This window comes from Magnetospirillum sp. SS-4, from assembly GCF_902729425.1.
Taxonomy (GTDB): domain Bacteria; phylum Pseudomonadota; class Alphaproteobacteria; order Rhodospirillales; family Magnetospirillaceae; genus Phaeospirillum.
In genome coordinates this window covers 123,843-136,526 of sequence record NZ_LR746531.1, presented here as the reverse complement: position 1 = coordinate 136,526, position 12,684 = coordinate 123,843, and the positions used below count along the sequence as shown (strand labels likewise).

11 protein-coding genes are annotated in these 12,684 nt (G+C 67.4%); 9 read left to right on the top strand and 2 right to left on the bottom strand.

Translation table 11 applies throughout. From position 1 onward, the window contains the following. Positions 1 to 6: 6 nt before the first annotated feature. Entirely contained in the window at positions 7 to 903 is an 897-nt protein-coding gene (locus MTBSS4_RS21020) for a hydroxymethylglutaryl-CoA lyase (RefSeq protein ID WP_173985326.1), read from the top strand. Here MTBSS4_RS21020 and MTBSS4_RS21015 read toward each other — a convergent pair whose 3' ends face one another. Together MTBSS4_RS21015 and MTBSS4_RS21010 are read right to left on the bottom strand one after the other, a co-directional pair. Continuing rightward, positions 904 to 1,131, bottom strand: a complete 228-nt coding sequence (locus MTBSS4_RS21015; protein WP_173985325.1) for a hypothetical protein — start codon at positions 1,129 to 1,131, stop codon at positions 904 to 906. Between the two features lie 120 nt (positions 1,132 to 1,251). Next, a complete protein-coding gene (locus tag MTBSS4_RS21010; RefSeq protein WP_173985324.1) occupies positions 1,252 to 1,629 on the bottom strand; it encodes a cyclic nucleotide-binding/CBS domain-containing protein in 378 nt (125 codons plus the stop codon). 500 nt (positions 1,630 to 2,129) lie between these two features. On the opposite strand from MTBSS4_RS21010, the gene MTBSS4_RS21005 reads away from it, so the two are divergent. The 8 genes from MTBSS4_RS21005 (at position 2,130) to MTBSS4_RS20970 (ending at position 12,684) form a co-directional block, all read left to right on the top strand. Further along, positions 2,130 to 2,540: a thioesterase family protein gene (locus MTBSS4_RS21005; protein WP_173985323.1), complete on the top strand. Its 411-nt coding sequence runs from the start codon at positions 2,130 to 2,132 to the stop codon at positions 2,538 to 2,540. After that, complete coding sequence (locus MTBSS4_RS21000) at positions 2,537 to 5,287, top strand: molybdopterin-dependent oxidoreductase (protein ID WP_173985322.1); 2,751 nt, start codon at positions 2,537 to 2,539, stop codon at positions 5,285 to 5,287. Before MTBSS4_RS21005 ends, MTBSS4_RS21000 begins: the two co-directional genes overlap by 4 nt. Then, entirely contained in the window at positions 5,284 to 5,937 is a 654-nt protein-coding gene (locus tag MTBSS4_RS20995) for a 4Fe-4S dicluster domain-containing protein (RefSeq protein WP_173985321.1), read from the top strand. Before MTBSS4_RS21000 ends, MTBSS4_RS20995 begins: the two co-directional genes overlap by 4 nt. Continuing rightward, complete coding sequence (locus MTBSS4_RS20990; RefSeq protein WP_173985320.1) at positions 5,934 to 6,854, top strand: phenylacetyl CoA; 921 nt, start codon at positions 5,934 to 5,936, stop codon at positions 6,852 to 6,854. Before MTBSS4_RS20995 ends, MTBSS4_RS20990 begins: the two co-directional genes overlap by 4 nt. A gap of 23 nt (positions 6,855 to 6,877) precedes the next feature. After that, entirely contained in the window at positions 6,878 to 8,947 is a 2,070-nt protein-coding gene (locus MTBSS4_RS20985) for a CoA-binding protein (protein ID WP_173985319.1), read from the top strand. Between the two features lie 87 nt (positions 8,948 to 9,034). Then, complete coding sequence (locus tag MTBSS4_RS20980) at positions 9,035 to 10,348, top strand: phenylacetate--CoA ligase (protein ID WP_173985318.1); 1,314 nt, start codon at positions 9,035 to 9,037, stop codon at positions 10,346 to 10,348. Between the two features lie 7 nt (positions 10,349 to 10,355). Then, complete coding sequence (locus tag MTBSS4_RS20975) at positions 10,356 to 11,387, top strand: SDR family oxidoreductase (RefSeq protein ID WP_173985317.1); 1,032 nt, start codon at positions 10,356 to 10,358, stop codon at positions 11,385 to 11,387. Between the two features lie 73 nt (positions 11,388 to 11,460). After that, positions 11,461 to 12,684, top strand: a complete 1,224-nt coding sequence (locus MTBSS4_RS20970; protein WP_173985316.1) for a nucleoside recognition domain-containing protein — start codon at positions 11,461 to 11,463, stop codon at positions 12,682 to 12,684.

Genomic DNA, 12,684 nt, shown 5'->3' with positions numbered 1-12,684 from the left:
TGACCCATGAGACTGCCCAACCGCGTCAAGATGGTCGAGGTCGGTCCCCGCGACGGTCTCCAGAACGAGGCCCGGCCGGTGCCGGTGGCGGTCAAGGTGGAACTGATCGACCGGCTGAGCCGAACCGGCCTGACGGTGATCGAATCGGGCAGCTTCGTCAGCCCGAAATGGGTGCCGCAGATGGCATCGACCGCCGAGGTGATGGCCGCCATCGCCCGTCGGCCCGGAATCGCCTACCCGGTGCTGACGCCCAACATGCAGGGACTGGAGGCCGCCCTGGCCGCCGGGATGGAGGAGGTGGCGGTGTTCGCCGCCGCGTCCGAGACCTTTTCACGCCGGAACATCAACTGTTCCATCGCGGAAAGCCTGGAACGCTTCGCTCCGGTGATCGAGGCGGCCCGCGCCGGGGGATTGCGGGTGCGGGGCTATGTCTCCTGCGTGCTCGGCTGCCCGTACGAGGGGGCCATCGCTCCCGCCGCCGTGGTCGAGGTCGCCTCCCGGCTGGCCGCGCTGGGCTGCTACGAGATCTCGCTGGGCGACACCGTCGGCGTCGGCACCCCCCTTCAGGCCCAGGCCGTGGTCGAGGCGGTATCCGCCCGCCTGCCGGTCGAGATGCTGGCGGCGCATTTCCACGACACCTACGGTCAGGCGCTGGCCAATCTGCTGGCGGCGATGGAGAAGGGTGTGGCGGTGGTGGACAGCTCCGTGGCCGGTCTCGGCGGCTGTCCCTACGCCAGGGGGGCGGCGGGCAACGTCGCCAGCGAGGACGTGCTTTACATGCTGAACGGCATGGGAATCGCCACCGGCATCGACCTCGGAATGCTGATCGAGGCCGGCGACTTCATCTCCGCGGCGTTGGAACGCCCCTCCGGATCGAAGGTGGCGCGGGCCAGGGGCGGCTGATCAGTCCAGGGTTCCGGCCGGAGCCCGCAGGAAGAACGACGAATCGGACAAGGTGGAGGCCGAGACCGTGATCATGGTCTTCGGTTGCTTCTTATTGAACAGCCGGGCGTGCAGGATACCATCCACATGCTCGAATATCTTCTCGACCACCCAGATGTTGTTCTTGGTATCGTGGGCCTTGACGAACATGTCACCGACCTGTGCGTCGATGGACTTGCGCTTGAACATTCGGTCTCCAGACAGCAGAACAAAGGGGGCGGCAGTTCTGGCCCCCGTCAGCGCAGAGAATATATGAGCGAAGCGCCAAGGTGAAGCAAAGTCGTCATGCGTCGGGTGGCGGTCGCCCCATCACGGCAGGTCGGACGAAACCCCGCGCAACGAAACCACCCCCACCACCTCGCCGCCCTCCACCACCGGCAAATGGCGGAAGCCATGGGTCAGCATCAGGTCCCGGGCGAGATCGGCCGGGCTGTCGGCGTCGACGGTAACCGGATCGTGGGTCATCACCACGCCGACGTCGATGATATAGGGATTGCGGCGGGTGGCGGCGAAGAATCGCAGGGCGTCGCGTTCGGTGAAGATGCCGCGCAGCCGCCCGTCCTCCATGACCAGGACTGCGCCCACGTCCTGGTCGTACATCGCCCGCGCCGCCTCGCGCACCGAATCGGTCGGCCTGACCGAAACCACCGCCCGGCCGGTGATGATGTCGCGCACCGTTTTGGTCATGGCCCCACTCCCCATAAGGACGAATCCGGATCGGCGGGCAGGATAGGCTTGGCGACGGCGACTTACAATAATCTGAAACACGAAAAAAGCACTTAAAAGGTGCTGCGATATCGTCATGACAAGCGATGGATGATTATTTCGGGGGCGCCCGTCGTCCTTCCGTCGATTCCTGGGTGTGGGCGCCGTCGTGGTTATGCCGGTCCCCTCAAATAGGCATTGCGGTACTAAAATACGAAAATGGAGCCGGATGGATTGCTTGTCGCGGTCTTGGTCTCGCCTTTGGTAGATTGCCCGACAGGTTTTGTGGATATGGCGGATTATCGAAATATGATGCCTCATTATTAGTATGGCTATTTTCCTTGAGTTCCGCCGTGTCCTGTCTGTCAAATCGACATGATCCGATACAGAAAAGTTGACATGTCGGTGGCTTGTGTAATATAAAAGTCAAAATGAGGGCGGGCCATGGGTCCTGCCCCGCATCATGCCGGGAGGATAGTTTTATGAAGAGCACGCTCGTCGCGGGTCTGACCTCGACCCGCCGCTGGGATGTGGATGTGGGCCGCACCATCGGCTTCATGGGAGACGAGGCCCGCGTGTACAACACGCCGGCCCTGATCTACGACATGGAGGTGACCTGCCGCGACCTGCTGCTGGAGCATGCCGATGCCGGCGAGGATTCGGTCGGCACCCGTGTCGAGGTGGACCACATGGCTCCGACCCTGCTGGGCCAGTGGGTCGAGATCACCGTTACCGTCGAGGAAGTGAAGGGGCCGGCGGTCAGCTTCTCGTTCACCGCCCGCGACTCGCTCGACAAGATCGGCAAGGGCGTCCACAAGCGCTTCGTCGTCGATGTCGACCAGACCAAGGCCCGCCTGCTGGCGAAGGCCGAGAAGGCGAAGGCGGCGCAATGAGCCCGACCCCGGCCAAGCCTGGCGCCCAGGTCGAGAAGGTTCCGACCTACTGCTATCAGTGCGTGGCCGGGCCGGATCTGATGACGGTCAAGGTGGTCGATGGCATCGCCACCGAGATCGAGCCCAATTTCAAGGCGGCGGGGTATCACCCCGCCGAGGGCAAGGTGTGCGTCAAGGCCTTCGGACTGATCCAGAAGGCCTATTCGCCGCATCGCATCACCACGCCCATGAAGCGGACCAATCCGAAGAAGGGCAAGGGCGAGGATCCCGGTTTCGTTCCCATCAGCTGGGACGAGGCCATGTCCACCATCGCCGACAAGCTGAACGCCATTCGGGCCGAAGGGGTCCTGGACGGTGCCGGCTATCCCAAGGTCGCCGCCTCGTTCGGCGGCGCCGGCACGCCCACCCAGTACATGGGCTCGCTGACCGCCTGGCTGGCCGCCTGGGGGCCGATCGATTTCGGCTTCGGCTCGGGCCAGGGCGTCAAGTGCTATCACTCCGAGCACCTGTACGGCGAGTTCTGGCATCGCGGCTATGTCATCACTCCCGACACGCCGCGCGCCAACTACATCATTTCCTGCGGCAACAATTCCGAGGCCTCCGCCGGTGTCTGCGGCGTCTATCGCCATGCCGAGGCCCGCGCCCGCGGGATGAAGAAGGTTCAGGTGGAGCCGCATCTGTCGGTGACCGGCGCCTGCGCCGCCGAATGGCTGCCGATCCGGCCGAAGACCGACGCCGCCTTCCTGTTCTCCCTGATCAACGTGCTGGTTCACGAGGCCGGGCGCGAGCGGCTGGACCTGCCCTTCCTGCGCGACCTCACCTCCAGCCCCTATCTGGTGGGGCCGCAAGGCTATTACCTGCGCGATCCCGAGACCGGCAAGCCGCTGATCTGGGACGAGGCCGGCGGCCGGGCGGTCGTCCATGACGCCAAGGGGGCGGTTCCCGCCCTGGAGGGACGCTTTGCCGTTCCCCGCGCCATCGAGCTTGGCCCCGACGAGGACCGCTGGGAGCACGAGGACGTCTCCGGCGCCACCTCGTTCACCCTGATGGCCGAGCATGTCCGGGGCTATACTCCGGAATGGGCGGCCGAAATCTGCGACGTGCCGGCCGAGCGCATCCGCCGCATCGCCAACGAATTCCTCGACGCCGCCTGCGTCGGCCAGACCATCGAGATCGACGGCCAGACCATGCCCTACCGTCCGGTGGCGGTAACCCTGGGCAAGACCGTCAACAACGGCTGGGGCGGCGCCGAGTGCTGCTGGGCGCGCACCATGCTGAACGTCCTGGTGGGCTCGCTGGAGGTTCCCGGCGGCACCATCGGCACCACCATCCGCATCAACCGCCCGGTGGCCGACCGCCTGAAGAGCGTCCAGCCCGGCCCCGACGGCTTCATGGATTATCCGTTCAATCCCACCGACAAGGCGAGTTGGAGCGGCCAGCCCAACATCCGCAACGCCTACAAGATGCTGGTGCCGCTGGTGGGCAATTCGTCGTGGAGCCCGGCGCTGGGGCCGACCCAGTTCTCGTATATGTTCCTGGACGACCCCCAGGAGCACATGCCGCGCGCGACCTTCCCGGAATTCATCCTGGTCTACCGCACCAATCCGGTGATCTCGTTCTGGGATACCGACAAGGTCGGCCGGGCGTTCGAGCGCATGCCGTTCATGGTGTGCTTCGCGGTGACCCGCGACGAGACCAACCACTACGCCGACATCTTGCTGCCTGACCGGACCGACCTGGAGGGAATGCAGCTGATCCGCATCGGCGGCACCAAGTTTCAGGAACAGTATTGGGACTGCCAGGGCTTCGCGCTCCGTCAGCCCAGCGTCAAGCCGCGCGGCGAGGCGCGCGACTTCAGCGACATCGCCACCGATCTGGCGCATCGCACCGGCCTGCTGGAGAAGTACAACGCCGCCATCAATCGCGGTTCGCACGGCGTGCCGCTCAAGGGGGCGAACTGGGATTTCTCGCTGCCGACCGACAAGGTCCACACCGCCGAGGAAATCTGGGATGCGTCGTGCAAGGCCGCCTCGGCCGAACTGACCGACGGCGCCGAAACCCACGGGCTCGACTGGTGGAAGGTCAACGGGTTCCGCACCAAGCCGTTCTCGCCCACCAACTGGTTCCTGACCCCGACCATGGCGAAGATGGGGCTGCGCTACGAACTGCCCTATCAGGAACGCCTGACCCGCATCGGCCGCCAACTCGGCCGTCGGCTGAAGGAGGCCGGCATCGATTGGTGGGATCATCAGCTGGAGGAATACCGGCCGCTGCCCGGCTGGCACGATTTTCCCAAGTACTGGGAAGACCATGTGGTGGAATGCGGCGGCAAGCTGGCCGACTTCCCGTTCTGGGTGGTGACGGCGCGCTCCATGCAATACGCCTGGGGCAGCAACATGCACATTCCGCTGATGCGGGAAGTGTCCGGCAACGTCAAGGGCCATGACGGCGTGGTGATGAACCCCGCCGCCGCCGCCAAGCTGGGCATCCGCGAGGGCGACCGCATCGAGGTCAGCTCGCCCATCGGCACCAGCGTCCAGGGCCGCGCCGTGCTGTCCGAGGGCATTCGCCCCGACACCTTGCTGATGATGAGCCAGTTCGACCATTGGGCGACGCCGGTGGCCAAGGACTTCGACGTGCCCAGCATGAACCGCCTGACCGCCATGTCCATGTCGCTGACCGACGCCACCGGCTCGGCCGCCGATTTGACCCGCGTCGGCATGCGCAAGGTGGGAGACCGGCCATGACCAAATGGGCCATGACCGCCGATCTGGGCCGCTGCGTCGGTTGCCAGACCTGCACCACCGCCTGCCGTCACACCAACAACACGCCGCCCGGCGTGCAGTACCGCAAGGTGCTGGACATGGAAATGGGGACCTTCCCCGACGTCCGCCGGGTGTTCGTGCCGGTGGGATGCATGCATTGCGATGAGCCGCCGTGTCGCGACGTCTGCCCGACCACGGCGACCACCAAGCGTGCCGACGGCATGGTGATGATCGATTACGACATCTGCATCGGCTGCGGCTATTGCATCATCGCCTGCCCCTATCAGGCCCGCTACAAGGTGAGCAAGCCGACCTTCGCCTTCAAGGACCAGGCCACCGACAACGAGACCAAGCGGTTCGATCAGCGCTTGCTTGGCGTGGCGCAGAAGTGCACCTTCTGCGTCGACCGCGTCGATGCCGGGCTGGCCAAGGGGCTGACGCCGGGCGTCGATCCCGAGGCCACGCCGGCCTGCGTCAACGCCTGCCTGTCAAAGGCGCTGACCTTCGGCGACCTGGACAACCCGGACAGCAATGTCAGCGGCCTGTTGCGCAAGTACAAGTCGTTTCGCATGCACGAGGAACTCGGAACCGGTCCCAATATCCACTATCTGTGGGAGACCGAGGAATCATGAGCGACGAAATGGATGGCGCGCCGCAGATGCGGCATCTCGGCCTGGCGCCGTGGCTGCAAACCGCCTGGGACCTGCGCGCCGCCGGCAATTTCATCGGCGGCGGGTCGGGAACCGGCCTTCTGATCCTGGTTTCGCTGGGGGCCTTCGCCGGGCTGTATTCCCAGGTGCTGCTGGTGGCCGGGCTGGGGCTGGTCGGCCTTGGCCTGTTCAGCGTTTTCCTGGAAATCGGCCGGCCGCTGCGGTCCATGAACGTGCTGCTGGGCGGCAAGCGCAGCTGGATGACGCGGGAGGCCTTCATCGCCGCCGTGCTGTTCCCGCTGGGCGGCGCCGCGCTGTTCCTGCCCGATCTGGCCAAGCTGGTGTGGATTCCCGCCCTGGCCTATCTCTATTGCCAATGCCGCATCCTGGAGGCCGCCAAGGGCATTCCCACCTGGCGTTCGCCGCTGATCCTGCCGCTGATCCTGGCCACCGGCCTGACCGAGGGCGCGGGCATCCTGCTGCTGCTGGCGCCGTTCGTGGTGGCGGGCGGCGCGCCCGAATGGGTGTCCGGCACCCTGGTGGCGCTGCTGGCGCTCCGGCTGTTCGTGTGGATGCTCTATCGCCGCCGCATGGTCGATGGCGGCGCTCCCGTCCAGGCGGCGGCGGTACTGATCGCCTTTTCGGGGCCGTTCACCATCGGCGGCAACGTGGCGCCGCTGGTGCTGCTGGTGGCTGCCGGACTTCAGCCCGACATCGCTGTGGCCGCCATGGCGGCGGCGGGGCTGGCCGCCATGGCCGGCGGCTGGGCGCTGAAGATCACCATCGTCACCAAGGCCGCCTTCAACCAGGGTTTCGCCATCAAGCACGCTCCGGCGCGCGGTTCGGGGGCGTCTGGACCGGGCTTCAAGCCCGGCTGGCGCCAAATCGACAAGCAATAATCCTTCAGACAGACGGGGACTCCATGAACGCACAGGCTTCGGGCGGCACCGCCGCGCTTGAGATGATTGGCAAGGCCATGGCGGCCGGCCGCCGGGCGCTGGACCAGGCCGAACTGGCGACACTGTTGGGCGGGCTCGGCATCGGCCTCGACGCCGGGGCGGCGCCGGCCGCCGCCGACCTGCGCATCGCGCTTGCCGACACCCGTGAATTCGGCATGGTGATCAGCGCCGGCCTGGGCGGCATCGAGGCCGAGATCTCGGCCGGCAATTTCAAGCGGGACCGCGCCGTCGTCCACGCCTCGGTCGAACTGACCGACGGCGACGACTTCCTGGCCCTGTTCAAGCGGACCTACGCCTATCAGAAGCAGGCCGCCGCCGCCCGCCGGGCGGGCGGGCCGTCGCCCGACGCCGCGCTGGCCGCCGCCTTCTCCCGGCTGATCGAGCTGGGCCGTCAGCTCGCCGTTCATGGTCCCGAGGCCGGCATGACGCTGACCCGGCTGGACCTGGACCCGGCCCAGGCCGGGGACCGGGTGGTGGCGCGGGCCGCGTCGTGCGAGCTTGGCGCCCCTCTTCCCCGGCGGCTGCCGCGTCCCATCGGCAAGATCGACAAACTGATCCATCCCGAGAAGATCGGCATCATCGGCGTCTCGGCCAGCGGCATGAATTTCGGCCGCATCATCCTGCGCAACCTGATGGGCAGCGGCTGCGCCAAGGAGCGGCTGGTCATCATCCGCCCCGAGGAAACCGAGATCGACGGCGTCAAGTGCGTGGAAAGCCTGAAGGCGCTGGACGGCAAGCTGGACCTGCTGATCGTCGCGGTGGCGGCGGGGGCCGTCTACGGGCTGGTGGACGAACTGATCGAGACCGACAAGGTCAACGCGGTCATGCTGATTCCCGGCAGCCTGGGCGAGACCAAGGCCAGCAAGGAGCCGGCGGCGGTCCTGGCCGCCAAGATCAATGCCGCCCACGCCAATCCCGGCGGCGGTCCCATCTTCCTGGGCGCCAATTGCCTGGGGGTGGTGTCGCATCCCGGCGGCTACGATTCGTGGTTCATTCCACTGGAACGCCTGCCCAAGCCCAGGAAGAAGTCCGAGCGCAACTCGGTGCTGCTGAGCCAGAGCGGCGCCTTCATGATCACCCGGCTGTCGCGCAATCCGTGGCTGGACCCCAATTACATGATGGCGCTGGGCAACCAGACCGACCTGACCCACGGCGACATGCTGACCTTCTTTTCCGAGCGCCCTGGCATCGAGACCATCGGCGTCTATGTGGAGGGCTTCAAGGACCTGGACGGCCTCGATTTCGTCCGCGCGGTCCGCCGGGCGGTCCTGGCCGGCAAGCAGGTGGTGGTCTACAAGTCGGGCAAGACGGCGGCCGGCCAGGCCGGCGTCATGGGGCACACCGCCTCCATCGCCGGCGACCTGGGGGTGTTCGAATCGGTGATCCGTCAGGCCGGCGGCATCGTCGCCGAGGATCTGGACGCCTTCGACGACCTGTTCTACATGGCCGGCGCCTTCCAGCACAAATCCATCAACGGCAACCGCCTGGGCGGTGTCTCCGGTGCCGGCTTCGAGGCGGTCGGCATCGCCGATTCCACCGTGTCGGACACCTTCTCCATGGAGATGGGGGCGCTGACCGAGGAGACCGTGGCCAAGGTTCGCGACATCCTGGTGTCCAAGAAGCTGGACGCCCTGGTCGAGGTCAGGAATTCCATCGACATCAATCCCGGCGCCGATGACGAGGCCCATCTCCAGATCACCGAGGCCTTCATCCAGGACCCCAACATCGACGCCGTCGTGGTCGGCATGGACCCCACCGCGCCGTCGGTGATGGCGCTGGAGGAAAGCAAGCTGCGCCCCGGCGTCGACCTCAACAATCCCAAGAGCAGCGTCTTCCTGATGCCGCCCATCGTGAACCGCAACGACAAGCCGATCGTCGCGGTGGTCGATGGCGGGCCGCTCTACGACGCCATGGCGGGGCGGCTGATGGACCAGGGCGTTTGCGTCTTCCGCAATTGCGTCCGGGCCACCAAGGCCCTGACCCGCTACGTGGAAGCCCGGCTGGACGCGGACCGCATCCGCAAGCGGGGATAGCGGCACGGTTCTTCCTTGATCCGGGGGATGCCTGGGCGATAATGGCCCCACGGGATCAAAGACGGTCGATCAGGGGGGAACAAGGGCATGACGGCAACAGCCGCCGACGGGTTCATGGTCGCGCCGGAATTCGAGCGCATGGAGCGTCCGGCGCTGCGGGCGCTTCAGCTTGAACGGCTGCGGCCCCTGCTGGCGCACGCCTACGCCAATGTCACCCATTACCGCAAGAGCTTCGACGCCGCCGGGGTGACGCCCGATGACCTGCGGCATCTGGAGGATCTGGCCCGCTTTCCCTTCATCGTCAAATCGGATCTGCGCGACAACTACCCGTTCGGCCTGTTCGCGGTGCCGCGCCGGCAGGTGATCCGCGTGCACGCCAGTTCGGGCACCACCGGCAAGCCCACCGTGGTCGGCTATACCGAGGGCGACCTGGATACCTGGGCCGGATTGATGGCCCGTACCCTGGCCGCCACCGGGGTGCGCCCCGGCGACGTCGTCCACAACGCCTACGGCTATGGCCTGTTCACCGGCGGCCTGGGCTTCCATTATGGCGCCGAGCGCCTCAAATGCTCGGTGGTGCCCATGTCGGGCGGCAATACCGAGAAGCAGATCGGCCTGATCGTCGATTTCGGCGCCCGCGTCCTGGCGGCGACCCCGTCCTACGCCCTCAACATCGCCGAGGTGGCCGAGCAGATGGGCGTCGACCTGGCGGGGTCCGAGCTTCGCATCGGCGTGTTCGGGGCCGAGCCGTGGAGCGAGACCATGCGGGCCGAGATCGACCGCCGCCTGGGCATCGCCGCCTGCGACACCTATGGCCTGTCCGAGATCATGGGGCCGGGCGTCGCCGCCGAGTGCGAGCATCGCTGCGGCCTGCACGGCTGGGAGGATCACTTCCTGTTCGAGGTGGTCGATCCCGATACGCTGGAGCCGCTGCCCATGGGCGAGCAGGGCGAACTGGTCATCACCACGCTGACCAAGCAGGCGCTGCCCATGGTGCGCTACCGCACCCGCGACATCACCCGCCTCACCGACGAGCCCTGCGCCTGCGGCCGCACCCATCTGCGCATCCGCCGGGTCACCGGCCGCAACGACGACATGATGATCATCCGGGGCGTCAACGTCTATCCCAGCCAGATCGAGGCGGTGCTGGTGGGCTTTCCCGGCGTGGCGCCGCAATACCAGTTGACCTTGTCGCGGCAGGGCACGCTGGACCACCTGACGGTGGAGACCGAATCCCTGGCCCCGGCCAACGAGGACGACCGCGCCCACCTGGCCCAGCAACTGCGCCATCACATCAAGTCGCTGATCGGCGTCACCTGCGAGGTGATCATGCGCCTGCCCGGCGAACTGCCCCGGTCCACCGGCAAGGCGGTGCGGGTCAGGGACGTGCGGAACAGGTAGACGCGCCATGGCCACCTGGGAATTGTCGCGGCGGGACGGGGTGGCGGAACGGGCCCGCAAGCTGGCCGAGATCGCCCTGGCCGGCGCCGCCGCCTCGCCCCAGGTCCTGGCGGTGGCGACGGCCGACGTGGCCCGCGCCCTGGAAATCTATGCCGGCTTCGATGCCGCCGGGCAAGGAATGGCCCCGGCCGAGCCCACCGGACCGGATGCCGGCGGCGGCTTCATCCTCGAACACGGCGATCCTCGGCAAGCGCCGCTGCATCGCTTCGGCCTGCGGCCGGAACGCTGGAATTCCCTGCGCGGCAAGGTCTTCTGGATCACTGGGGCCGGAACCGGCTATGGCCGGGCCATCGCCACGGTTCTCGGCCTGGCCGGCGCCCGGCTGGTCCTGTCCGGCCGGCGGGCCGGTCCCCTGGCCGAGGCGGCGGAGCAGATCGCCGCCCTGGCGGAAGAGGCGCGAATTCTGGTGGCGCCGCTGGACGTGGCCGATCCGGACCGGGTCGCGGCGACGGTCGGGGCGATCGACCGGGAATTCGGCCGGCTGGACGGGCTGGCCTGCGGCGCGGCGCTGCCCGGCAATCCCGGGTCGGTGCTGGGGATGGACGATGCCGAACTGCGGCGTCTGCTCGACGTCAATGTCCTGGGGGTGGCGTATTGCTGCCGCGCGGCGGTGCCGCTGATGGCGCGGCGGAACCGCTGCCGGGTGGTTCTGTTCTCGTCCGAGGCCGCCTGGGGGTTTCCTCCGGGCATCGGCGTCTACGCCATGACCAAGGCGGCGGTGAACGGGCTGGGCGGGACGCTGGCCGGGGAACTGGCGGTGCGCCTGCCGGAAGCGGACATCCAGGTCAACATCCTCGATCCGGGCGAGGCCCGCACCGAAATGAACCGGAACTCCGAGGTCAGCGCCTTTGCCGTGTGCTCCATGGCCCTGGCCCTGCTGTCGCATCCCGAGGGCGGTCCCAACGGCCGCTTCTTTCATCGCGACGGCCGTCACCTGTCCTACGGCTACATTCCGCCCTGGCCGCATTCCGTGTGCTGAGCGGGGCGGACGGGCGGGTGCGCCGCGCCAAGGCTTCTGGTAGGCTCGGCCGGTCACGTTCGGAACCATCCGCTTGAACATCGTCTTTCTTGCCCTGATCCTGGTCTCGTTCGCCGTCGCCGCCTTCGCCGAACTGACCGGCCGGGGCGGCGCCATGGAGGCCCTGTCGGCGGCCATGATCGAATCCGCCGCCGGGGCGGTGCCGCTGGCCCTGGGGCTGGTGGGCGTGATGGCGCTGTTCCTCGGCGTGATGAAGGTCGCCGAGGAGGGGGGGCTGCTCTCCGCCATCGCGCGGCTGCTGGAGCCGGCGCTGCGGCGGCTGTTTCCCGACATTCCCGCCGGGCATCCCGCCATGGGCGCCATGGTGATGAACATCGCCGCCAATCTGCTGGGCCTCGGCAACGCCGCCACCCCGTTCGGCATCCGCGCCATGGAGCATCTGGAGGAATTGAACCGCCGCAAGGGCATCGCCAGCAACGCCCAGGTGCTGTTCCTGGCCATCAACACCGCCGGCATCACCTTGCTGCCCACCAACGTCATCGCGCTGCGCGCCTCGCTGGGCTCGGCCGATCCGGCCGCCGTGGTGGCGCCGACCCTGATCGCCACCATCGCCGCCACCCTCGTCGCCGTCGTCGCCGCCAAGGCGATGCAGCGCCTGTGGTCGCCGGAACCGCCGACGGTGGTGGAGCGCGGCGAGCCGGGGGCGCTGTGGCCCTGCCTGACGGTGCTGGGCGTGCTGCTGGCGCTGTTGCCGGTCCTGGTGATCCACGGCAAGGCGTTTGGCCCGTGGATTCTGCCGGCGGTGGTGGCGGGGTTGCTGCTGTTCGGAGCGATCCGGCGGGTACGGCTTTACGAAGCCTTCGTCGAGGGCGCCAGGGACGGTTTCACCGTTGCGATCCGCATCATTCCCTATCTGGTGGCGATCCTGGCGGCCATTGGCATGCTGCGGGCCTCGGGCGCCATGGCGCTGCTGCTGGAGCCGCTGGGACGCCTGACGGCGCCGCTGGGGGTTCCGGCCGAGGCGCTGATGATGGCCGGCATGCGCACCCTGTCGGGTTCGGGCTCGTACGGATTGCTGGCCGCCAGCCTGAAGGACCCGGCCATCGGTCTCGACGGTTATCTTGGCATCCTGCTGGGCACCATCTACGGCTCGACCGAGACCACCTTCTACGTGCTGGCGGTGTATTTCGGAGCGGTGCAGGTCCGGCGCATCCGCCACGCCCTCGCCGTCGGCCTGCTGGCCGACCTCGCCGCCCTGGTGGCGGCGGTGATCGCCTGCCGGCTGATGTTCGGCTGA

Coding starts and splice junctions, on each gene's coding strand:
- MTBSS4_RS21020 (WP_173985326.1), top strand. CDS start 7: ATGAGACTGCCCAACCGCGTCAAGATGGTCGAGGTCGGTCCCCGCGAC.
- MTBSS4_RS21010 (WP_173985324.1), bottom strand. CDS start 1,629: ATGACCAAAACGGTGCGCGACATCATCACCGGCCGGGCGGTGGTTTCG.
- MTBSS4_RS21000 (WP_173985322.1), top strand. CDS start 2,537: ATGAGCCCGACCCCGGCCAAGCCTGGCGCCCAGGTCGAGAAGGTTCCG.
- MTBSS4_RS21005 (WP_173985323.1), top strand. CDS start 2,130: ATGAAGAGCACGCTCGTCGCGGGTCTGACCTCGACCCGCCGCTGGGAT.
- MTBSS4_RS20995 (WP_173985321.1), top strand. CDS start 5,284: ATGACCAAATGGGCCATGACCGCCGATCTGGGCCGCTGCGTCGGTTGC.
- MTBSS4_RS20980 (WP_173985318.1), top strand. CDS start 9,035: ATGACGGCAACAGCCGCCGACGGGTTCATGGTCGCGCCGGAATTCGAG.
- MTBSS4_RS20985 (WP_173985319.1), top strand. CDS start 6,878: ATGAACGCACAGGCTTCGGGCGGCACCGCCGCGCTTGAGATGATTGGC.
- MTBSS4_RS20975 (WP_173985317.1), top strand. CDS start 10,356: ATGGCCACCTGGGAATTGTCGCGGCGGGACGGGGTGGCGGAACGGGCC.
- MTBSS4_RS20990 (WP_173985320.1), top strand. CDS start 5,934: ATGAGCGACGAAATGGATGGCGCGCCGCAGATGCGGCATCTCGGCCTG.
- MTBSS4_RS21015 (WP_173985325.1), bottom strand. CDS start 1,131: ATGTTCAAGCGCAAGTCCATCGACGCACAGGTCGGTGACATGTTCGTC.